Annotated in this window: 20 protein-coding genes and 1 pseudogene; all 21 read left to right on the top strand. The window is 34.2% G+C overall.

Annotated elements, in window-relative coordinates; all coding sequences use genetic code 11:
* Window positions 1-18 precede the first annotated feature (18 nt).
* The 21 genes and pseudogenes from IGJ04_RS04040 to mobP2 all read left to right on the top strand — a co-directional run bounded on the left by IGJ04_RS04040 (window position 19) and on the right by mobP2 (window position 21,064).
* The gene (locus tag IGJ04_RS04040; RefSeq protein WP_438839941.1) at window positions 19-240 is read left to right on the top strand and encodes a hypothetical protein; all 222 of its coding nucleotides are present in this window, start codon (window positions 19-21) and stop codon (window positions 238-240) included.
* A complete protein-coding gene (locus IGJ04_RS04035) occupies window positions 230-565 on the top strand; it encodes a hypothetical protein (RefSeq protein ID WP_438839940.1) in 336 nt (111 codons plus the stop codon). Before IGJ04_RS04040 ends, IGJ04_RS04035 begins: the two co-directional genes overlap by 11 nt.
* A 5-nt stretch (window positions 566-570) precedes the next feature.
* Window positions 571-1,710 (top strand): hypothetical protein, encoded by a 1,140-nt coding sequence (locus tag IGJ04_RS04030; protein WP_438839939.1) that lies wholly within the window; start codon window positions 571-573, stop codon window positions 1,708-1,710.
* Between the two features lie 115 nt (window positions 1,711-1,825).
* Entirely contained in the window at window positions 1,826-2,380 is a 555-nt protein-coding gene (locus IGJ04_RS04025) for a hypothetical protein (protein WP_438839938.1), read from the top strand.
* Between the two features lie 67 nt (window positions 2,381-2,447).
* Window positions 2,448-3,935 (top strand): hypothetical protein, encoded by a 1,488-nt coding sequence (locus IGJ04_RS04020; protein ID WP_438839937.1) that lies wholly within the window; start codon window positions 2,448-2,450, stop codon window positions 3,933-3,935.
* An 87-nt stretch (window positions 3,936-4,022) separates the two neighbouring features.
* Entirely contained in the window at window positions 4,023-4,358 is a 336-nt protein-coding gene (locus tag IGJ04_RS04015; RefSeq protein ID WP_438839936.1) for a hypothetical protein, read from the top strand.
* 155 nt (window positions 4,359-4,513) lie between these two features.
* Window positions 4,514-5,413 carry a hypothetical protein gene (locus IGJ04_RS04010; protein ID WP_438839935.1) on the top strand — a complete coding sequence of 300 codons (900 nt, stop codon included), beginning with the start codon at window positions 4,514-4,516 and terminating at the stop codon, window positions 5,411-5,413.
* 100 nt (window positions 5,414-5,513) lie between these two features.
* Complete coding sequence (locus tag IGJ04_RS04005) at window positions 5,514-8,060, top strand: type IV secretory system conjugative DNA transfer family protein (RefSeq protein ID WP_438839934.1); 2,547 nt, start codon at window positions 5,514-5,516, stop codon at window positions 8,058-8,060.
* Window positions 8,050-10,017, top strand: a complete 1,968-nt coding sequence (locus IGJ04_RS04000) for a pLS20_p028 family conjugation system transmembrane protein (protein ID WP_438709925.1) — start codon at window positions 8,050-8,052, stop codon at window positions 10,015-10,017. Before IGJ04_RS04005 ends, IGJ04_RS04000 begins: the two co-directional genes overlap by 11 nt.
* Before the next feature lie 14 nt (window positions 10,018-10,031).
* On the top strand, window positions 10,032-10,412 hold the full coding sequence (locus tag IGJ04_RS03995; RefSeq protein WP_016622180.1) for a DUF5592 family protein: 381 nt from the start codon (window positions 10,032-10,034) through the stop codon (window positions 10,410-10,412).
* 79 nt (window positions 10,413-10,491) lie between these two features.
* The gene (locus IGJ04_RS03990) at window positions 10,492-13,041 is read left to right on the top strand and encodes a trse protein (protein WP_438839933.1); all 2,550 of its coding nucleotides are present in this window, start codon (window positions 10,492-10,494) and stop codon (window positions 13,039-13,041) included.
* Window position 13,042: 1 nt separating this feature from the next.
* The gene (locus IGJ04_RS03985; protein ID WP_165442590.1) at window positions 13,043-13,219 is read left to right on the top strand and encodes a hypothetical protein; all 177 of its coding nucleotides are present in this window, start codon (window positions 13,043-13,045) and stop codon (window positions 13,217-13,219) included.
* Between the two features lie 19 nt (window positions 13,220-13,238).
* The gene (locus tag IGJ04_RS03980; RefSeq protein ID WP_438839932.1) at window positions 13,239-14,393 is read left to right on the top strand and encodes a DUF3991 domain-containing protein; all 1,155 of its coding nucleotides are present in this window, start codon (window positions 13,239-13,241) and stop codon (window positions 14,391-14,393) included.
* Complete coding sequence (locus tag IGJ04_RS03975) at window positions 14,390-15,475, top strand: lysozyme family protein (protein ID WP_438839931.1); 1,086 nt, start codon at window positions 14,390-14,392, stop codon at window positions 15,473-15,475. The genes IGJ04_RS03980 and IGJ04_RS03975 overlap by 4 nt, the downstream gene beginning before the upstream one ends.
* 102 nt (window positions 15,476-15,577) lie before the next feature.
* The gene (locus IGJ04_RS03970; RefSeq protein ID WP_014862336.1) at window positions 15,578-15,811 is read left to right on the top strand and encodes an AbrB/MazE/SpoVT family DNA-binding domain-containing protein; all 234 of its coding nucleotides are present in this window, start codon (window positions 15,578-15,580) and stop codon (window positions 15,809-15,811) included.
* Entirely contained in the window at window positions 15,811-16,137 is a 327-nt protein-coding gene (locus IGJ04_RS03965) for a type II toxin-antitoxin system PemK/MazF family toxin (RefSeq protein ID WP_014862335.1), read from the top strand. Before IGJ04_RS03970 ends, IGJ04_RS03965 begins: the two co-directional genes overlap by 1 nt.
* Before the next feature lie 97 nt (window positions 16,138-16,234).
* Window positions 16,235-16,873 (top strand): hypothetical protein, encoded by a 639-nt coding sequence (locus tag IGJ04_RS03960; RefSeq protein WP_242384647.1) that lies wholly within the window; start codon window positions 16,235-16,237, stop codon window positions 16,871-16,873.
* Window positions 16,874-16,878: 5 nt separating this feature from the next.
* The gene (locus tag IGJ04_RS03955) at window positions 16,879-17,820 is read left to right on the top strand and encodes a hypothetical protein (protein ID WP_438724645.1); all 942 of its coding nucleotides are present in this window, start codon (window positions 16,879-16,881) and stop codon (window positions 17,818-17,820) included.
* A 394-nt stretch (window positions 17,821-18,214) separates the two neighbouring features.
* Window positions 18,215-18,493, top strand: a complete 279-nt coding sequence (locus IGJ04_RS03950) for a hypothetical protein (protein WP_438839930.1) — start codon at window positions 18,215-18,217, stop codon at window positions 18,491-18,493.
* Window positions 18,490-18,894, top strand: coding sequence for a hypothetical protein (locus tag IGJ04_RS03945; RefSeq protein WP_016622190.1), 405 nt, complete (start codon window positions 18,490-18,492; stop codon window positions 18,892-18,894). The genes IGJ04_RS03950 and IGJ04_RS03945 overlap by 4 nt, the downstream gene beginning before the upstream one ends.
* Window positions 18,887-21,064 (top strand): annotated as a pseudogene (gene mobP2 / locus IGJ04_RS03940) (MobP2 family relaxase). The gene IGJ04_RS03945 and the pseudogene mobP2 overlap by 8 nt, the downstream one beginning before the upstream one ends.
* Window positions 21,065-21,099 lie beyond the last annotated feature (35 nt).

Here is a 21,099-nt window from a genome sequence, read left to right as displayed (position 1 = left end):
AAAATAGGAGGCAAGTATATGGCAGTAAAAATTGATGGAGTCATAAAAAAACGTGCGCAATCGTTAATGGCTCTAAATGGCCAATCTTATGAAGAATGGCTAAATGAACAACATCAGAAATATTTGAATGAACAAGCTGATGTGATTGATCAATTATTGAAAAAAGAATTGGAACGAAAAAAGCATGAGAATCAGCAAAAACCACATCAAATGTATGGAGGGAATTCTAATGGTGAATAAAGTAAAAGAAAAGTGGACACGTTGGACGAGTGTGTTACAAATAATTTTAGCTTTAGGTTGGATTGAAGTAAATACAATGATGCCTGCTTTTGCGGACGTAGAACAAACATTAAAAGGAGTAGAAACGGGTTTAGGTTCTAATTTTAGAAAATTTGCCAATCCAGCCTTAGGTATTGCTATTGCAATTTATGGTGGTTGTCGTTTCTTAGGAGTAGAACTGTCTCAATGGGCCAAAAGATTTGTATTTGGTGCATTCGTTGGTGCAGCCATTATTATTAATTTCACTTGGATTAAAGATACTATCTGGGGTTGGTTAGGAGGGTAAAAGAAATGGCAGTAGAAGTAGAAATTTTAACATCAAATGTTGAAATTCTAGCAAAGCAGCCTCCCTTAGAACTATTACCTTTTAGTGATTTTTTAGAAATTACCCAGTATATGGAAAAAGGAGAAACTGTGACGTTTCAATTATTGGAAGTAGCTGGAGAGCCGTTTTACAAAGGGACATTTACAAAAATGTCTGAGGAATATGCGTTTGAAGAAGATATTCGTAAAAAGTTGAATCAAGTGATAAAACAAAAGAAAATGTCTGCAGAACAAGCAGAATCATTGTTGGAAAAACTTTCTTTTACAACGGTTCAAGAGACACCACCGCTTTCTGTGAAACAGAAATTTTTAGAAAAAAAGAAAGAGAAGTCTGAAAAAGTACTGATTCAGAAAAAGAAACCAGAAAGACGTGTTCCACGTCTTTCTAAGGTTTCTCTTCCTTCTTTTTTTGTTTCATGGAAAAAAATAGGCATTGGAGTGCTTATTTTTAGCTGTATAGGATTAAGTGCCTTCTTTTTCTTGAAAAATGATACGAGTGTAGCAAAGAAAGACACTAGTTATGAACAATTATTTCAGGAAGGAAACTATCAACAGCTTTTAGAAAAGTATCCTGAAAAAGAACAAACGTTGATTGAGCAGTTGTATCAAGAAGGAAATGAGAAGGGACTGGAAGAAGTAGCGAAACAAGCCACTGATAATTTGGCTCAATTTTATCTTTCTTTTTATCGAAAAGACTGGGAAAAAGTGACAACTCTTAAAGAGTTACCACAAGAAAAAGACGTTTTGTCAATGAAAGGTTATGCTTTTTTAAAACAAGGCAAGCTAGAAGAAGCTAAATTAATCAATGAAGCAATCAAAAATGAAACGCTCACCCAACAAATTGAAGCATATGAACTAACTCAGGCATATAAGGCTTTGCGAGAAGGAAATGTTTCAACCGCTGAAAAAATCAATAAAGAAATAGCAAATAAACAGCTATCAGACGATATTTCAGTAGTAAAAAGCATATTAAATTTAATGAAAAAATATGCAGAAGATAAAGAAAATAAAAAGTTGTCAGAAGCTGAGCGAAAAGAAGCGCAACAAAATTATGATGACTGGAAAAAGAATTTACAACAAATAGGGGAAGAGTCAACCTTTGAGTAAAAATGACAGGTATCTTCTATACATATTGTGGAATTCTTTTGAAGCTATTTTCTTTTGTAATAAGAAGAATGTAGAACCCAAAATTCCTTTTTGCTAAAATTGGAGGTGAAAAAAAGTGAAAGGAAGTAGTGTGATGGATTGGGTACAACTGAGTGGGATTTTGTCAATTATTGCTACTATCGTAGCAACTTTGATAGTAATGGTACGAGATAATAAAAATTTAACAAGGGACCATAAAGACTTATCTAAAGATCATGTAGATTTAAAGCATGGGCAAAAAAGTCTAAGTAAAAAGCTTTCTGTTCATGAAAAAAATAGAGTTTCAGACGTCCATAAGTTAGATAAGACCGTATCAGAAATAATGAAAGAGACAACAAGGGTTTCAACATTTTTATTTAATGAAAAACAAAAAGAGCAACATAAGTTAAGTTTGTTGAATTATAGTCAACAAGATATTCAAGATTCGTTGGAACATATTCAAGGGATTTTTGAAGTAGTCAAAGAAACGAATCGTTTGAATGCTAAACTTGCTTCTGAACGAGAAGAATTGATACGTAAAAACGAAGAATTGACTGAGAAGAATCAACAGTTGCAACAAGAGAACCATGAATTAACTAAAAAATTAGATAAAATAATGAATAAAGGACGTTCTAAAGGCTTAGAACGTTAAAAATATAAAATACTACGTAAAACGATAATCATTGAATGATTGTCGTTTTTTTATTGGAGGAAAAACTATGTCAAAAGAAGTAAATGTAAACAATGAGAAAAAAATGAAGTATGGAATTGTTAGTGTATGTGCAGTCGCTTTGTTAGGCTGTGGTGCAGCATTTGCTATGTTAAACAATGAACCTGAGCCAGTGCATAAAGCAAATGGCACAGAAACAATCCAAGAACGTAAAGAAAAACCGTCTGCAGAAACGAAAAAAGCGCCTTGGGAAAAACAAGTGGAAAAAAGTCAGAAGAAAGAAGCTTCTAAAAAAGCAACCAAAACAGACGATCCACTGGCATTAGTTAAGGATGAAGCTCCGTTGGTAGTAGCTAATCCATTAAAAGCAAAAGTTGAATTACTGAATCAGTTAGAAAAAGCGATTTCTGTGCAAAATGAGAAAGAAGCAACCAGGAAAAAAGAACAAGAAGTCGTTCCTTTAGTATTCTCTAAAGAGGAGAAACCAGCTGTTTCTTTAACAGAAAAACCGACTAATAAACCGAATGTAGAAAAGCCTGAAGGCTCCGAAGAATTGGAACAACCAGTATTACCAGAAAAACCAATTTTACCAAATGAACCTGTATTGCCAGATAACCAACCGTCTATACCAACACCGCCTGACCAAAATATTCCAAGTGAACCAGAGCAACCAGTATTACCAGAAGAGCCAACAGGACCTTCTTTAGATGAGTTGGTTTCTTCCGCAAAAGATAAGTTACAAACAGCAAATACGCAAGCCCAAGCAATTAATCAACAGTTACAACAAGTACAAGACAAATTAAACCAATTGAATCAAGTAACAGAAAAAACACAAGCAAATGTAAATGAAGCAACAGAACATTTAGCTGAAGTAAATCGATTAGTAGCAGAATACAATGAATTATCGGCTCAAATTAAACAGTTGTTAAATGAAAACAACGAAATTCCGCCTATTAATCTAACGATCTATCAAGAAACTTATGCGAAGTTACAAGCAAAAGTAACTGAAATTCAAGAAGCACAGAAAAAAGCAACACAGTCAACAGAAGCTGCACAAACAGTTGTTTCAGAAGCACAAGAAGTAAATCAATCATTAGATACAATGAAACAACAATATGAAGAAACGCATAAACCACAAGCGGAAACAGCGGTTTCCACGATTCAAACAACTGTAAATGAAGTGAAAGAAACACCTGAAGTAGCAGAACAGGTACAACCAGAGTTATCTCAAGCACAAGAAACAGCAAATATGGTAGGAACAACAATAGAAAAAGTGGAAGCTGGGTTTGAAGAAGCTAATCAAGCAACAACAGAAGAAAAATTAACGCAAGCCCAAGACTCTGTTAATCAGTTAGTAGAAGAAACAACCAATCAAAATCAGAAGGTAGAAGAAGTGTTAGCAGACTTTAATCAATTGCCAACCCCACCTGAAGAAACACCTGAAGTGCCAGAACAAGAGACACCAGAAACTGCACCTACCACGAGTGAAGTAACTACCCCTGAGCAACCTGTAAGTGCAGATTCTACTATGGCCTAAGAGATTGTTTCATTTTTTGAGCAGAGAAAGTCTTATTTTCTCTGCTTTTTAAAATGTATTTTGTAAAAGAATAGGAGAAAACAGTCTATGGTAAAGAAAAAATTATATTACTTGTATTTTAAAGGAAACGATTATCAGTTACTTAGTGGTAATCATTCTGAAGAAATGAAAAATATTATGAATGGCTCGAGTGGTACACAAATTTTGACAATTGGGCTGACAAAAGAAAATGAAAATGCTACAGAATTTGTTGTGTGGGGAAGCTCTAAGGAAGAAGTAAAGGAGCTTTTGGAAACAGGGATAAAAAATGTATTAGATAATTTAATTAATTATATGGAAGGAGATTTAAAAAAAGGATTGGAATTGACTTGTTTAGAGATGTTAAAGAACAGTTCTCCAAATTTAGGAGAACTGTTCTTTTAGTTCGTTAAGTATTAGTAACTTTTCATTTGGTGCTGGTTCAGATTTTAAGCAGAGAAAGTCTTATTTTCTCTGCTTTTTTACTATGAATAGCCTTTTTCTGGTAAGAAATATGACATTTTATATAGCAAAATTATGATAGAATAGGAGAAAACAAAATGATATTTGTTAAGATAGGAGTAGTTTTGCTAATGCTAAGTGTAGGTGTAGAGGTTGTTAAAAGCATTTTGAAAAATAACCATGGCGCTCAATTTCTTATGCAGTTAGGAGCAATTATCTTTGTAATTCTGGGAATTGCTTCAATAGACTTAGTATATTCTTCTTTTTTTACTCAAGGGTGGTTATTTTTTCCTTCGATGATTAATACTTTATTAAAGGAATCAGAAATTCCTTTTGTTTATTCAGATAAACTAAATGTGGAGTTAAACATGATTGGTATAAGTATTATACTTATCATATTATATATAATTGCACGAAATAGGCTAATCACTACTGACAAAAAACAGATTAAACTTGTTGAATTGGATAATAAAGTACCAATTTATGTCGACAAAAAAACGTTTAATTACTCTTTTTTTTGGATTGGATTAACCACGCTTCTTGTATCTTTTAGTTACTATTCTTATATTTTTGATTTAGGACGTACGGATAAACGGATACTAATTCCCCTGATGATTGTATGTGGAATAGTTGAATTATTATTAACTGTAACACAATATATTTTTTTAAAAGAGCTAAAACAAATTGGTTTTATGATTCTCTTGTTTAAAGATAAAGAAAAATATAGTGATATAGTGACGAAAATTGACAAGCTCCTTACTAATTCTACTGTATATGTACAGGGGAAAGAGATTGATAACCTATTAAAAACATGTGTTGATATGAATGTATTTGATGTAATAGGAACAGAAAAAATAAGAGATATTAAGTTGAATGATACTGTTCAGATAAAATTGACAGAATTAGCTAAGAAGTTTTTCTCAAATCAAGAGGAGCTTTTATCAAAAGGAGTCGTTATATGTGAAGAAGGAGTTGATTTATATAGTTTAGAAGAATAAAGAACAAGTCCTTTAAGAAGTTTTGCTTATTTGATAAAAATGGATAAAAACAAACACTGATAGAAAGGTGTTTGTTTTTATTTTATTATAGGAGGTTCCTATGAGAAAAAAAGAAAGAGGAAAATATAAAAAAAGGAATTATGAAAAAGCCGCACAAAATCATTTACGATTTCTTGCAGATCGTCGCTTTTTAATTCCTAGTATGACTATTTTCTTTATGGTGGAAATGATTCTTGGAAATTGGTTAATACAAATGGTTGGAAGTATTACCCAACAATCACTGTTTGATTTTCAAGGGGTATCATTAAGACAAGCAGTTTTTTACTATCCGATAGGACAATATCCTCAATGGTATCTTCTATTGTTTCTTTTTTCTTTAGTTGGGGTAGCTGTATCAACGCTTCGATTGTATAGCTCGTTTCGACCATTGGAAGAAGAACACGTTCAAGGAACGATGGATTTTGAGACAGTCGAAGGAATGAATAAGCAATATGAGCTTGTTCCTGTCCATATGTTTACAGACAAAGAAGATTATTTTGATGGGAAACCAGGCTATCCAGTCGGAAGAAAACCACAAACCCCTAGTGAAAAAGCCCAAGGGCTTTTTTATTATTATGTTGATACTACAGATTCGAATAGCATTACTTTGGCAGGAACACGCCAAGGGAAAGGTATTTATTTTGTAGATCCATTTATTGATATATTGACACGAGCCCGATTGATTAGCAATCGGGCTTCTTTTGTTATGACAGCTACTAAAGGAGACGAGCCAAGGGTATGGTATGAAACCTTAAAAAAACGCGGCTATCGCATACGAGTGGTTAATACAATGAATCAATATTATTCTGACCCAATACCTGTTTTGGGTGTGTTTAATAACTATTATCGACACTATAAACGATTAAAAGCAGAAAGTACTCAGTTGAAACAAGCTGGCAATAAAAGCGAAGCGTTAAATTTAAATATTCAAGCGGAAAAACAATTGGCCAATGCAGAAAAAATCATTACGCAAGCAGCATTCTCTTATTTTAAAGAAGTGAATGAAGGAAAAGATGGTGGTTTCTGGACCAAGGCTTGTCGTAGTTTATTTATTAGTATCGGTATAGCTTTAGCAGATCAGGAATATGAAAAAGAGGAAAAGAGTAAAGTCAATCCATACACTATTTATACGGTTGCTAATGAAATGCAAAAACGCAGAATCAAAGAAAAATCCCATAATTTCTTACGAAAATACACAGACGATGAGAGTGAATTAAAACGTTTGTTGGCAGAGTATGAAGGGAAATGTGAATTAGACGTTTTCTTTGGTGAATTGCCTCGCACACACCCAGCTACACGACATTATGACGCAATTTTTGCTTCAGCACCAGCTCATGTGACGTTGGGAAATATTATAACGCATTTTAATGGAGATTTAGAGCCGTTCTTAATGACGTTAAATGCCAAAATGACAGCGATTGATGATGGCTTTGATATGGAACTGATTGGTTTTGATAGAGAACAACCAACAGCGGTATTTGTTATGTTAAGTGATGCAGATACGTCTAACAATGCGTTAGGAGTCATGTATATCGATCAAATTTATCAAGTATTGATTAATCGATGTAACTTAGAGGACGATTCCTGTTGCTATCGAGATGTGCATTTCATTTATGAAGAAGGAGGAAACTTAGGCGTTCCAATCTCAAATCTAGCAAGAAAATGGACAGCTGGACTAAGTAGACGTTTATTTTCTCATTTAGTGTTACAAGATGTGCAACAACTTGCTTCTTTATATGATGAGGATACGAAAGATATCATTTTGGGCAATACAGGGAATTTAGCGTATATTCGTACAGCCTCAGATAAAACGAATAAATATATTTCTGGTCGATTAGGTGAACGGTCGAATTACTCAAAAACCCGACATAAAGATCCGCTGTCTATAAAAGCAACCGAGACAGAAAGCGCAGAAAAAATTGATTTGTTAGCTTCGTATGAGTTAGAACGTGTACGTGAAGGGGAATCGATTATTTTGCGTATTAATAAACACCGAGATTTAGAAGGAAACCCTATTTATCAGTATCCGATTTTTAATACGTATGAAAATGATACCAACTTAATCCCTTTTTATAAGTATCGGAAAATGAAAAAAGTTTCATGGGAAGAGATTCCTGTAAATAATCAGTTTATGGAACTAGAGCTGGAAGAGTTGAATTGGTTGTTAGAACCTAAAGAAATAAAACAGACAAGTGCTCCAGAACAGCTTTCACTTCCATTGCTTTCAGAGTATCAAAAGCCAAAACGTAGAAAACAACAAGAAAATAAAGTGTTATCACTGAAAGAGATTGAACCAGAAGTGCAAGAAAAGCATTTCTTTGAAACAAGCAAATATCAAACGCAGGTTGCGTTGCTAGAAAAATTATATGGTGACCAGCTTGAACAATCAGTAAAAACTACTTTTTCAGAAGAACAACAAAAACGCTTGACCTCGTTGATTCATATTGCAGGTGAAAGGAACAACAAAGCGTTTGCGGAACTTAAAACTATTTCAGATACAGGAAATTTACGGTCGTACTTTAGTTGTATACTCTCTAATTTTGAAGAAAAAGCCGTAAATGTTTTTGTGCAACAATTGAAAGAATGGAGGGGAACGTATGAGTACTAAAGAAATTTTTACAGCATTAGATACGTTTTCGGATTATCTTTCGCTTGCGTCTATGATAAAAGATATTGGGCGTTCCATCTTGTATTTTATTGTGTCAGTTCTATTATGGATTGTAGACAACTTAACGAATGTATTAAAAGAAATGTTAAAATTTTTGGGGTTTTACAATGCTGATTCTTTAAAAGGAGAAGGTGGGCTAGTTCAAACGCTTATTAGTTTTAAATCATTTGGGGTAGCTGTTGCTATTTTAATGATTGGGCTAGTTCTACTTTTAGGGAAATCACAACAAACAAGAGATATTCCAATGAATGTCTTGATGTTGTTGCTAATGTCGTTGATGTTGCCTTCTATTATGCGTGATGGGATAAAAATTGTAACGGCCACAGAAACAAGTTTATCTGCGACACAAGGGGCTGTTGGCTTTGCGACAGTAAAAGACAACATAATAGACACGTATATTTTAGCAGAAAAAGGGTGGAAGACCACAGAACCTGACCCCAAAAATCGACTGACGGATTTAGATTGGTTTGATATCAATGAACGAATATCTGATCCAGATGAAATGGAAAATGGGGAAGTATTTAATTATGAACTAAAAAACAAGAAAAATGGAGAAGGAAAAGAAGCGGTCGAATTGGACGACGGTGGAGGAGGAATAAAAGGATGGTTACTGAAAAAATTCTTTACCTCGGCTTATTATCGATGGCGAGCAGATTGGTTGCCAATGATTGTTACATTGGGTGTTCTTGCGTTTTCTTTAATTATTTCACTGCTTCGTGTAGGACGGTTAGGAATTGAGCTTGCTTTTAACAATATTTGGGCTCAATTAACTGTCTTTTTTAGTTTTCGTGATATGAAACGTGCAAAAATGGCGTTTATGGAAATCATCAGTGGGTTTGTCATGTTGCTGTCGATTTTTACGATGTATTATGTGTTTATCTACTACAATAGCTTCGTGTTTTCAAAAGATGTGTCTATGTTGGCTAAATTGTTTGCTGTAGCTGGTGGTGCTTGGTTTGTGTATGACGGACCAGCGATTGTTCAAAAAACATTAGGTATTGATGCAGGACTATCTACTGCAGGTTCGTTTGTTATGGGTATGGGTGCCAAAAGTGCAGCTGATAAAGTTGGTGATGTGGCTAAAACAGCCGCAGGTGCTACGGTTGCAGGAGTTGTTGGTGCTGCAGGTTTTGCTGATGGTTTGATGAGAGGTAAGAAAAATAATGAGGACGCAAACCTTAACAAAACGGATAATGAAAAGAATACAGATGAAACAAATGATGATCTACCACCAGAGGATGAACCAGAAGATTCTAATTTAGAGAAAGAATCAAAAGATACAGAAACAAAAAATGCTTCTGAAAATGAAGGAGAAGATTCTGAAACAGGAGAACCTGATATGGAAGAGTCTGCAGATACAGAAAAATCATCAAATGAACATGAAAATATGGATGACTGGAATCAAGAAGATATGGAAGAGAAAAATTCAGAGGGCAATGATGCTTCCTCTTCTCCTGATGAATTTGATGAAACTGGCGAAGCAGATAAGACAGCAAACGAACAAGATTCTTCTAATTTTTCAGAAGAGACTGGTGAAAAGAATACGACTTCTGACCATGAATCTACAGAATCAGCAAGTAAAAATTCTAGCGATACAAGTGAATCAACAGCACCTGATGAAAAAGAGAGGAGAAACTCAGACCGCTCTTCTGCTTCAGAAAGAGAAGAGAATGCAGATAATTCTTTAGAAAAAGTAGAAAATCCGTTTAAGAAAAAAGCGAAAGAAATGATTCATACCAATAAGTATCAAAAAAATATGAAAAATCCTATTGGGAATCAAGTAGATCGTTATCAACGGAACAAAGAATTTGGTCAAGAAGTAAATGAGTGGTTAAGTCAAAGAAAAGCATTAAAAGAGCAAGCACGTAATGAGCAACGTTCAAAAAATAATGACTAGGCAGGTAAGAGTGTATGCATGAAATACAAGAAGAGATTTTCACACAAGCAAAATTTTTTGGGAAACTCTTAATAAAGGATGCGGTTTGTGTGTTTATTCTGTTTCAGGTAGCCACAGGGTTACAAGAAAAAACCTATAACCCACTAGGCACTGTTGCGTTTCTTTTTGTTATGATTATGGGAATCTATTGGTTATTGCCAACTGTAGGAAATGTACGAGTGAGGAATTATCAGCGATTGTGGCTTATTCTTTCAAAAAATCGTCAAACCTATCATGCGATTGCCCAACAATCTTTCCAAGAGGAAGAAGAAATAGAGTTTCCCATGTTTACGGAAGAAGAGCTTTTAGAAGAAGATTCGCAAATTGAACAAGAGATGAAAGAATATAATGAATAAAAGAAAGCAAAGAGACATTCTTTGCTTTCTTTTTATTTCATGGTGTAAGTATTTTAGAACAAGGAAGTGAAATGATTTGATGATTGATACAGATGCATTATTGCAACCAGAAGAGGCGTTACCAGCGTTAATTGATACAACGGAAAAGAAAAAAGAAAAAAAGAAAATAAAAAAAATAGAAAAATCCGTATTAAGTTTTATGGCAGAACGTCGCATTATTTCGGAAGAGTGTATTGCCTTAGAAAAAGGAGTAACAGACTTTTATCGTATTGAAGACTCTTCTGCACGAGAGGGAAGTTTAGAACAACGACAAGCAGCCATCAATGATTTTTTGGTCTTTTTAAAAGCGATTCACAAGGATGTAAAATTCATTTTTACCAGTTTTCCAATTGATATGTCGGAAAATATTGATTATGCCATTCGTCGGTTTAAGATGGGGGCATTAAGTCCAGCAGTAAAACAAGAACAGAAATATACGCTTAAAGTATTAGAGAATTTAGACAACAATCGATTAATTGATACGGTCTATCTTCAAATATTTGCAGATAACGAAGAAGAATTAAAAGAGGTTAGTCGCGAAATACGGGTAGCTCAAAGTGCAGGATTTCGATTGTATCCAATGACATTAACACAAAAAATCAAATTCTTATTTCGACGATATAATCCAAGTTCTCCTTTGCCTGTAGGCATTCCTTATCAAAAAACAGATAAAACAGGAAGAGAAGCCTCTGTACAAAAAATAGTAGATAAAAAAGGATATGATCCGTTATTTATTGGAACTATTCAGCCAATGGGAGGAGTTAAACCGCATTCTTCAAAAGATTTACAAATTGCGGACGGTTACATACGGGTATTAAACCTTGTTATTTATCGACCGAAGAATAATCCGAATTTTTGGGGTGAAAAAATTTTTTGTATGAAAAACGTTTTAAGCACGTTGGATGTTCATACGATTGATATCAATAATCCTCTAGTAGAGCAAAATTTAAATCGTAGTTTAGGAGAATATGAAGAGCGTGTGTATTCGTCAAAAGACAAAATTTCACGAAAAAAAGCTCGGAAAGAGTATGAACAACTTGATCGTACCGTAGAAAGTATTTTGGAATCGGTTGAAGTTTTAAAAGAAATTCATGTACGATACATTTTGACTGAATCAAGTATTGAAAAACTCAATGAACGAGAACAAGAAATTCACCGAAAACTACGAAAAAATCAATTTCAAGCAACTTGTTTCTTAGATGAAGCAGAACGGCAATTTAGAGCTTCTTTTGTAAGCTTTAAAGAAGGCATGAAGCTAATTAAACGGAAAGGAAAAGAAATTAAAGGAACGGCATTAGCAGGAAGTTATGCGTTTAATTATGCCAATCACATTGACTATGATGCACCGTATAGTGGCTATCCGTTATACGGATCAGGTGTTGTTGCGTTATCTACCACACATAAGGATAGTGTGAGAAAATCCTACAGCATTTTTATTATAGGTAGTCAAGGGTTTGGAAAAACAACGGCTGCTAAAAAGCTATTAAAACAGGCAGTGGAATATAACAATATTCATTATGGTTTTTATGTAAGTGATGAAACCAAACGCTTAACAGAAAAATTAGGGGGCAATTATTACGATGCAAGTCTTGTCCGTTTAAATCCTTGCCAAATCTATCGCTCTGATGTGGATGCAAAAACAAAACAGACCAATGAAAAACAATCGTTAAAAACAAATTTAACCAAAATGCGTTTAGTTTTTGGGTTAGCTGAAAACATTGATTTTGGCAGTTCTATTATGACAGAAGCAAAGCAAATTTTTAATGATGGGTATCGGAAATATATGGAGCGTCATCATTTAGAAGAAAGTAAAATTACCCAATATGATCCTGAACAGTATCCAATTTATTCTGATATCTTGGCTTATGCAAAAGAAGAATACAATAGGCGATCTGAAACGTTTGAAAAGCAATCGTTGAGTGAGTTAATAAAAAAACTAGAATCGTTTATTACGGATTCAGGAGACATTTTTAATCAAAAATCAACGTTTGATTTTTACGATAAGAAATTAGTGACCTTTAATATGGAAAATCTCGTAAAATCAGATATGTTTGCGTATAACGCCCAATACTACAACTTATATACCGCTGCATTTAGCGAAACCGTTCGTGTAGGCCAACGAGAAAAGTATTTGTTTGACCGTAAGAAAAAACGGGTAGACGAACTGATTTATTCCAATATTACTTCAGATGAGTTTCATAACCCTATTCGCACAGAAAATCTTACGTTGTTAAAAGCTTTGGACCGTTATAATCGTGAAGGAAGGAAATTATTGATTGGCCAAACGTATATATTGCATGATATAGCCGACGCATTTCCTGACTATAGCGACAATAAAATGGGTGAAATTTCAAAGATTGTTGTGAACTTGTTTAAATTATCTACGTATCGGTTTTTGTTTAAACAAGATGAATCTTCCGAAGAATTATTAAGAAAAGTCTTTGGGAAACAACTAAGTGTTTATGATATTAAAGATATTATTCAGTTTGAGGAAGGCGATATTTTGTTAAATATTAAGGGAGCGAAAAATATCAAATTCCGTTATGGTCTATCAGCTATGGAAAAAGAAATTTTTGATGGAGGGGTGTAACATGGCTAAAAATGTAGTAGAAAAGCAAAGAAAACTGAAAAAAATAAAACAAAGCGTTCAGCGCATTGTATTTGGAAAAAAGAATCAAACGATTGTAAGTTTTGAAACAAGACGACTATACCTTCTGGTAGTAGTTGTCTTTTTTATTTACCTTTTATGTTCATGGTTAGTTTCTTAAAGGAATAGGAGGGAAACACATGTCAACCATTCCTGTTTTCTCCCAAAAACAGTTAGCAATTGCAAGACGTGCAAATATGTTGGCGTATATGCAAGAGCGAGGAGAAACTTTTGAAAAAGTTTCTTCCAAATTTTTAGAACATACACTGCATGATAGTATGCGAGCAAATGCCAAAACAGGTGTCGTAAATTGGTATTCTCAAGGAATCAATTCGTATGATAATGCGATAGATTTTGTTATGACTTATTATCAAGAGCCTTACGAGCAAGTAGTGCGTCAATTGTTAGACTTTCAATTTAATCAGCAGAAACGATACACGACAACGAAAACAGCAAATAAACAACAAGAACCACGACAAGAAGCATTTCGCTTAGATAAGCTTTCAATCACAGGAAATTATGACACAGGTGTATTAGATGAAAAAGGCTGGGATTATTTAAGAAGTCGCTATTTATCTGATGAAACCATTCAAGAATTTGTAGATAAACAAATGATTAGTTCAGACAATCGCCACAACATTCTTTTTAAATTTTCTGATATTGGAAAAGGTAAAATGGGAACAGTGGTTGGAGCGGATGTGCAAGGAACCTATGCTCGACCATTGGCAAAGCGAATAAAAAAAACGAAAGAGAATGACCTTAATTTAGAACGAAAATATTTTAAGGGAATTGCTTTAAATAGCCACGGACAACGTGGTTTTTTGTTTGCCAAAAATGTTGATTTTAAAGAACCTATTACACTTTATGTGACAGAAAGTCCAATAGAATCTTTATCGTTGTATGAGTTAGATAAAGAATATTTGCCTAAAAATAGCTTTTTCCTTTCATTGTCTGGTTTAAAAGAAGAAACCCTTTGGCGAACGTGTCGTGATTTATCCAATACGATGAACTGTTCTATTGGAAGGATCGTGTTAGCTGTAAATAATGATGAAGCTGGAAAAGAATTAGTGAGTAACGTGCATGGTACTTATAGTAAAAATGCTGAAATGAAAGAAAACACTAAGTTAACTTTATACTTGCCAACAGCGATAGAAAAAGGAGATTACAATGAAGTCTTAGAAATGCAAAAAACAGGGCGTCTTGCCAGTCGTGAACTGAAGGAAAAAGAACAACAGCAAGCGCAACAACTATATAACCAACAAAAGGCTGTACAGTATCAAGAGGTGTCGGTATGAGAGGTTTAAAGGCGAAAATTTTTCTTATCGTTGCTTTATTAGGAAGTATAGCTTTAGTTACAATGTCTGTTGCTCAAGAAATAAATTATATTATCATGCTTGCAATAGGTACTGAAGAAGAGGAAAAAACAAATCTTTCTCCTGTAGAAAATCAAGGACTTTCAGCAGAAGTATTAGCGTTAAAACCAATTGTTGAGCGAATTGCCAAAGAGATGGGGGTTTCAGAAGAAGTTCCTTATCTTTTGGCCATTATTATGGTGGAATCAGGAGGAAGAGGTGGCGATCCGTTTCAATCAAGTGAAAGTGCGGGATTGCCGCCCAACTCAATAACTGATCCTGAACAGTCTATTCGGCAAGGAATTATCCATTACAAAAGTGTTTTACAATTAGCAAAACAATATGGCATAGAAGATAGAAAAGCAGCCTTACAAGCATATAACTATGGCGGAGGTTTTCTTAGTTGGTTACATGCTAATAATCGTCCATATACGTTTGATGCAGGCGTAGAATTTGCTAGACAGCAAGCGAATGGATTGAAGGTTCCATATACGAATCCGATAGCAAGTTCTCATGGAAATTGGCGCTATGCTTATGGAAATATGTTTTATGCAGAATTAGTGTATCAGTACGTGAATAGTATGCAACAAGGGGTTGCGAATGGTGGAAATGGGGCTTCTTTAGCGGTTTTAGAATCTGTTTTAGGTCAGGAACTTTACGGCGGAGAGTGTTACATGTTGACCGCTTATTACGTTGAAAAATTAGGAGGCCCACAATTACGAGGAAGTGGCTTCGACTATGCAGAAAGAATTGGCGAAGATTACGATTGGGCATCATATGGATGGTCAGTAATTATTGACCCTAAGCCGTCAGATTTGCGCGCAGGAGACATTGTTAATTGGTACGCAGGAGGAATATTAACACCTCAAATATGGGGCCATACAGGCGTAATAGCGAGTGTTTCAGACGGTGGGCAATCGTTTACTACCTACGAGCAAAATTCAGAAAAAGGAAGAATAGTAGCGAAGTATAATCGTACCTATTCGATAACGAAAATCCGTAGTATTGTGCGAAAAAACAAATAATAAGTTGTATTTTTCTTTTATAATAAATTGCTATTCATTCTTTTTGACAATTGAATTAAATTGAGTTAAACTTTGTTAAACTAAAGAATGGAGCTGAAAAGAATGGAAACCATCGCAAGAAAAATCGGCAATTCTGTAGGAGCAATTTTCCCAAAAGATATCTCTCCAGAAGTTGGGGAAGCCTTTACTATTTTTAAAGTAGGTGACACGTATATTCTAAAACCTAAAAAAGAAGATATTTTTGAAAAGAAAGAAGCGTGGGAAGGTTTTAGAGAGTCTTTAACAGAAGAAGATAAAGAATGGGACACTATGAAGCTTGAAGGGGAAGAATATTAATGTATACACCAAAACAGCGTGACATTATTTGGTTAGATTTTGACCCTTCTAAAGGTAAAGAGATAAAAAAACGAAGACCTGCATTGGTCGTCAGTAAAGATGAATTTAATGAACGGACAGGTTTTTGTTTGGTCTGTCCCATAACGTCTTCTAAAAGAAGCTTTGGGACATATATTTCTATAAAAGACCCACAAAAAATTGCAGGAGACGTTGTTACACATCAATTGCGTTCGGTGGATTATACGAATAGAAATGTAGAAAAAATAGAGCAATGTGATGTATTAACATGGATTGATGTTATTGAAGTCATAGGTATGTTTATTTGAGTACAGAGTTAATAAAATAGACAGGAAAAAGCAATCTAAGAAAGAATTCTTAGGTTGCTTTTTTTTGTAAAAAAATACAAGAATGCGAGGGAAAATAATGAAATCAATGCCTCAATGGTTAATGATTGGTTGTTGTGGTTTATTATTAGGGATAGGAGGAACCTTCTTCTATACAAAGAAAATATTGGCACCACAAGAAACAAAAATCATGCAAAACTATGAAGAAAAAAACAAGCAATTAGAAGAAGAATTACAGTCGTTAAAGGAGAAAAAAGCTAACGGAACAGCAGGAGAAGTTCCGATTCCGAAACATACTTATTCACATAGAGAATATAAAAATTTAAAAGCGATTGGAGAACAATTTAGGAAAGCCTATTATGATATTTCTACCGATACGGCAGAAGAAAAATTAAAAAAATTATCGGAAATATGTGAACCCAAATTAGCAAAAACGTTACGTCCTGCTTGGGTAGATGACTACAAAGATAGCTTCCGAATTGAACAAGAAACAGTAAGTGAACAATACTATGTTCAGCTTGATGGCATTACTGGTAAAGCAAGAATGATTGGTTGTCTGGTTGTTTCAACGAAACACGGAAGTGCGCAAGCATTTGATGTGAAATATATCGATCAATTTACGTTAGAAAAAGACGAAAATAATCATTGGAAAATAAAAAAATTTGAAGAACAAATTGCTTCACGAGATTTTCCTACTAGCTATTTTTCTAAGGAGTGAAACGAATGTTTGACAAGATAAATGAATGGCAAGAACGTATTGAAACATTTCGAGAACAAGTCCAATCGAAGGAAAAAAAACCTCGTAAAATACAGTCAAAATTACAAAAACATGCCTCAAAATTTTATATTTTGATGTGTGTTTTTACTATTTGTGGGTATCTATTTTTTAGCTTTTCAAGAAGTATTTTTAAAGATGATAGCCCTATGTTAGATACAGGAATTGGCGTGGCAAGTAAAACAAAAATCGGGTCTAGTGAAGTTGAAATTTTATCACGAAAAGTAAATGAGGATAGTGGGTATGGAGAAGTTCTTTTTTCTATAGAAGATGGGAACGACCAGGTGCATAAAAATTATGTTGCTTTCGCAGGAGAAAGCAAAAGTAAGCAACAAATAAAAACCGATTTACAAGAAATTTCAACGGGTTACTACTTACTGAAATTGAATGGCATACCCAAAGAATGGAAAGAAATTATTATTGATTTTGGGTACAACGAAGAGAAAAAAGCGCCAACTTCTATCGAACAAATTGAAGAGGAAGCAGAAGAAAAACAAAAGAATCAATCGCAACAAACAACGTTTTATTGGGACGTTAGAAAAAGTAAAAACAGTCCTGACTTAAAAGAAAAACCAAAAGAAAATTATGAATTAGAGGTCATTAAAATTGAAGAAAAAGAGGTAGGAAAACAACAAAAATTATTAGCGGAAAACAGTAAAAAAATTGATGAAGAAATGAAATTAATTGAAGAAAAAATAGCTACTGAAAAACAAGAATTGTTCTATAAAGTTGGGGAGGAAAAAGAAGATGGAGAAGAAATTGTTAGAGGGTTGGAAAGAGAAAAAGAAACCTATTTAGAAACCAAAAAGAAGATAGCTGAGGAACAAGAATTATTAGAGGAAAAAGCAGAAAAATTAGCTGAAAAGCGAAATAAAATAACAAATAATTAATCATTTTACACCTATTAAAAACGTAGTATGTGTCTATTAGAAATGTATTATGTTTGTAGTATGAATGTAGTATGTGTCTATTAGAAATGTAGTATGTCAAAAGCACAATTACTGTAAAATCAATAAATACGTATCTATTAGAAATGTAGTATATATGTATTATGAATGTAGCATGTATGTAGTATGAATGTATTATGAGTGGGCAAAAATGTACTACACCGGAAAGCCTTGCACTGCAAGGCGGGACACCCTGTGTGTCCCCCATTTCCCCTTATGCTCTTACAAGAAGAGTGGCGATTAAGCAAACTGCTCAGAACTAGAAAGATAAATAACGAAGGTACAACAAAATAACAAGAAGTGAAAGGAAATAAAAAAGGAAGGAAATGTGGTAAAAGTGACAGAAAAAGTCATTATAAAGATAAGAGATATTGATAGAGAAACGAGCCAACGATTAGTAAAAGTGGCAAAGGAAAAAGGGTACAGTGGACGAGATGAAATGTTGCGTGACATTCTGAAAAAAAATGCCTATGAAGAGTTTCAATTAGAGACAGAAATTCGTTATCAAGCTTTTACAAAAGATGTAGTTGAAACGATGCAATTGGGCATGGAAATTTTAGCAATGAAAATGCTCGAACCAGGAAAAACTTTTGACGAAATGGAGAATGAAAAATGACGAAAAACACTTTAGAAGTAAAGAAATCAACAAGTATTTATATGTCAGCAAAAACGAAAGAGCGATTGGATCAGTTGGCAGACAAATTACATTATAGTTTAGGAGATACGATTGAGTTTCTATTGGATATTTCTGAACGGACAACGATGAATCAATCAGACGAATTATTGGCCACACAAAATCAAACGAAAAAAATGGTTTCGGTGATTGAAGAGCGGACAGAATTATTTATGGTTTTATTCAATGCAATGACAGATTTTATGCAACTAGAAATCAAAGAAGGGGAAGAACATGCAGCGTTTATTGAAGCGAAAGAGCTAGTAAAAAAACGACAAGAAAGTAGAAAAACAGAAGCGATTAATAAAAAGAAATATTCTCAAGTGACGGGAAGAAATGACTAAGAAAACAGCAGGCATTATCTTGACGAGTGCGTTTGTTATGCCTGGTTCCAATACGTATCAAGCTTACTTGGATTATATGGAAAGAAATGAAGCCACTCGTAATGAACAATTCGATCGTTTTAATGCTTTTTCTACACAAAATTTTATGGACAGTATTTCTGCTATTGATGGCGGAGGAGAAGTGATGTTTTCGACCTATAATGATTATATGTCGAATCCAGAAAAAACCTCTGCACTATTTACAAAAAATTATGATCAAACACCAGAAAACGAAGTTCACCGAATGAAAAAATACTTTAGTGAGGCACAAGAAAATCGCTCACCTTTATGGCAATTAGTCTTTAGTTTTCGCAATGAATGGTTAATTGAAAAAGGTTACTTAGATGAGAAAACCAATCATTTAAAAGCGCAATATATTTACCAAGCTACTTGAAAAGCCGTAGCTGAATTGGAAAAGAAAGAAGGATTGAAAGGTGAATGGACAGCGGCCATTCACTACAACACAGATAACCTTCATGTTCACGTAGGTTATGTTGAAAAAGAACCGACAAGAGAATGGATTAATTATATTCACCCAACAGAGCCTCACAAATCAGGTTGGCAATATAAAGGGAAATTTGCGCAAAAAAATATCACAGCGACAAAACGTGCTTTCGTGAATGAATTAATGCAAAATAAAGAACAATTATTGTCATTGCAGACCTACCTAGATTATCAAAAAAGATTAGCAGAATCTTGTCAGGAACAATTTACACAAGGGCAGTATGAACAACGCTTTGTTCAACTCATGGAAAAACTTCCTCGCAATCAATATTTTTGGAAATATGGTTTTGCGGAGCGCCACCATTTTAAACCAGAATTGGACCGATTAATTGATTTATTTCTAGAAACTGATGGCAAAGAATTGATGGATAAAATTCTTCCACGTTTAAAACAAATTTCTGATGATTATGAAGAAGTATATGGGAATCCAAGAAATAAACCTACGTATTATGATCAACAACTTTATGGAAAAAATAGTTTGTATTCTCGTATAGGAAACTTAATTTTATCCGAAGCAAAAAAACACCCTGAATTATTCAGAAAAACACCACGAGCTGCTTCTTTGTCAGCATTAATTGAAGAAGAAAATAGAGAAAGAGATAGTCCAAACGAACAATTTTTAACAGAACAACAAATAGTAACAGAGGAGGGGGGCTTTTCTGAAGGCTATGCGTCGTTAGAAGCTTCTATGCCAAGTGAAGAATCAGAATCTTTAATTGACGTACAAAGTGAAAAGCCTCTCTCAGAGCTGTGCACAAATAAAGAGGAGTGGACAGAAGAAGAGCAACGGATGTTTTCATCATTAGAGGCAGAGCAGCCAATGGATAACGAAGAAGAACAGATAACAGCTCAACAAACAGAAGCAAAAAAAGAAGAAACACCATTAACTCAAGCATTAGACACGTTGAATCGTTTTTTTGAAAACCGTGAAGCTACAAGAGAAGAGCGAAATCAGAATATTATACGTCAAATGGAATTAGAAAAAGAAACCGCTATTAAAGAAAAGCGAGGGGTTTATTTCCATAAAGTAAATGATGAGGATTTGGCAGAACCTGTGAGTATATTTGAACATGGAAAATTAAAGAAAAAGATTATCTTACCTAGCAACAATCGTGCGGAATATGTGTCAATGCATGAAGGGCCTTCTAAGAAGATAAAAAGCAACTTAGAAAATTATTCAAGTACAAACCAACGGTCAATTTTGAACCAAAAACCAGAAGCAACGTATGTGTTAGGAGAAGAGCGTTGGCAACTGAAGAATCGTCGAATAAAAGAGTCAGAAAAAGACAAGCCTATTTTATTAATTAGCCTAAAAAAGGAAGGAGAAGAGAGTTTTCGTTTTGAAAAAAAGAAGGTTTATGATTATTCTCAGACAGAAGAGATTCCTATAAAAGAACGAAAAAAAGATGAAACGATAGAAAAAGGTGTATTGACCAAAAAGCAACCTTCGGCATTCCGCTCGACAAATGTAGGATTCAACAAGAATCACTCGAAACAAAGTGATTATGAATTTCGAAAACAGATGTATCATTTACGGAAAGCGTGCCAAAATAGTTTACAAAATTACTTAAATGAAAAGGCGTATCGAGAGTTAGAACATTCTATCGGTACAGAAATGATTTTTTAATAAGCAACCATTGTGTATTAGAAGATAGCTGAAGC

This window comes from Enterococcus sp. AZ050, from assembly GCF_051715085.1.
GTDB classification, from domain to species: Bacteria; Bacillota; Bacilli; order Lactobacillales; family Enterococcaceae; genus Enterococcus; species Enterococcus faecalis.
Note: the sequence above shows the minus strand (reverse complement) of the source record. Positions and strands in the feature narration are given on the sequence as shown.

What these genes read in the sequence shown, in the direction of transcription:
- IGJ04_RS03985 (WP_165442590.1), top strand. Translation starts at nt 13,043, where the DNA reads ATGGCTAAAAATGTAGTAGAAAAGCAAAGAAAACTGAAAAAAATAAAA.
- IGJ04_RS03965 (WP_014862335.1), top strand. Translation starts at nt 15,811, where the DNA reads ATGTATACACCAAAACAGCGTGACATTATTTGGTTAGATTTTGACCCT.
- IGJ04_RS03980 (WP_438839932.1), top strand. Translation starts at nt 13,239, where the DNA reads ATGTCAACCATTCCTGTTTTCTCCCAAAAACAGTTAGCAATTGCAAGA.
- IGJ04_RS04030 (WP_438839939.1), top strand. Translation starts at nt 571, where the DNA reads ATGGCAGTAGAAGTAGAAATTTTAACATCAAATGTTGAAATTCTAGCA.
- IGJ04_RS04015 (WP_438839936.1), top strand. Translation starts at nt 4,023, where the DNA reads ATGGTAAAGAAAAAATTATATTACTTGTATTTTAAAGGAAACGATTAT.
- IGJ04_RS04005 (WP_438839934.1), top strand. Translation starts at nt 5,514, where the DNA reads ATGAGAAAAAAAGAAAGAGGAAAATATAAAAAAAGGAATTATGAAAAA.
- IGJ04_RS04020 (WP_438839937.1), top strand. Translation starts at nt 2,448, where the DNA reads ATGTCAAAAGAAGTAAATGTAAACAATGAGAAAAAAATGAAGTATGGA.
- IGJ04_RS04000 (WP_438709925.1), top strand. Translation starts at nt 8,050, where the DNA reads ATGAGTACTAAAGAAATTTTTACAGCATTAGATACGTTTTCGGATTAT.
- IGJ04_RS03970 (WP_014862336.1), top strand. Translation starts at nt 15,578, where the DNA reads ATGGAAACCATCGCAAGAAAAATCGGCAATTCTGTAGGAGCAATTTTC.
- IGJ04_RS04035 (WP_438839940.1), top strand. Translation starts at nt 230, where the DNA reads ATGGTGAATAAAGTAAAAGAAAAGTGGACACGTTGGACGAGTGTGTTA.
- IGJ04_RS04010 (WP_438839935.1), top strand. Translation starts at nt 4,514, where the DNA reads ATGATATTTGTTAAGATAGGAGTAGTTTTGCTAATGCTAAGTGTAGGT.
- IGJ04_RS03990 (WP_438839933.1), top strand. Translation starts at nt 10,492, where the DNA reads ATGATTGATACAGATGCATTATTGCAACCAGAAGAGGCGTTACCAGCG.
- IGJ04_RS03995 (WP_016622180.1), top strand. Translation starts at nt 10,032, where the DNA reads ATGCATGAAATACAAGAAGAGATTTTCACACAAGCAAAATTTTTTGGG.
- IGJ04_RS03955 (WP_438724645.1), top strand. Translation starts at nt 16,879, where the DNA reads ATGTTTGACAAGATAAATGAATGGCAAGAACGTATTGAAACATTTCGA.
- IGJ04_RS03960 (WP_242384647.1), top strand. Translation starts at nt 16,235, where the DNA reads ATGAAATCAATGCCTCAATGGTTAATGATTGGTTGTTGTGGTTTATTA.
- IGJ04_RS03975 (WP_438839931.1), top strand. Translation starts at nt 14,390, where the DNA reads ATGAGAGGTTTAAAGGCGAAAATTTTTCTTATCGTTGCTTTATTAGGA.
- IGJ04_RS04040 (WP_438839941.1), top strand. Translation starts at nt 19, where the DNA reads ATGGCAGTAAAAATTGATGGAGTCATAAAAAAACGTGCGCAATCGTTA.
- IGJ04_RS03945 (WP_016622190.1), top strand. Translation starts at nt 18,490, where the DNA reads ATGACGAAAAACACTTTAGAAGTAAAGAAATCAACAAGTATTTATATG.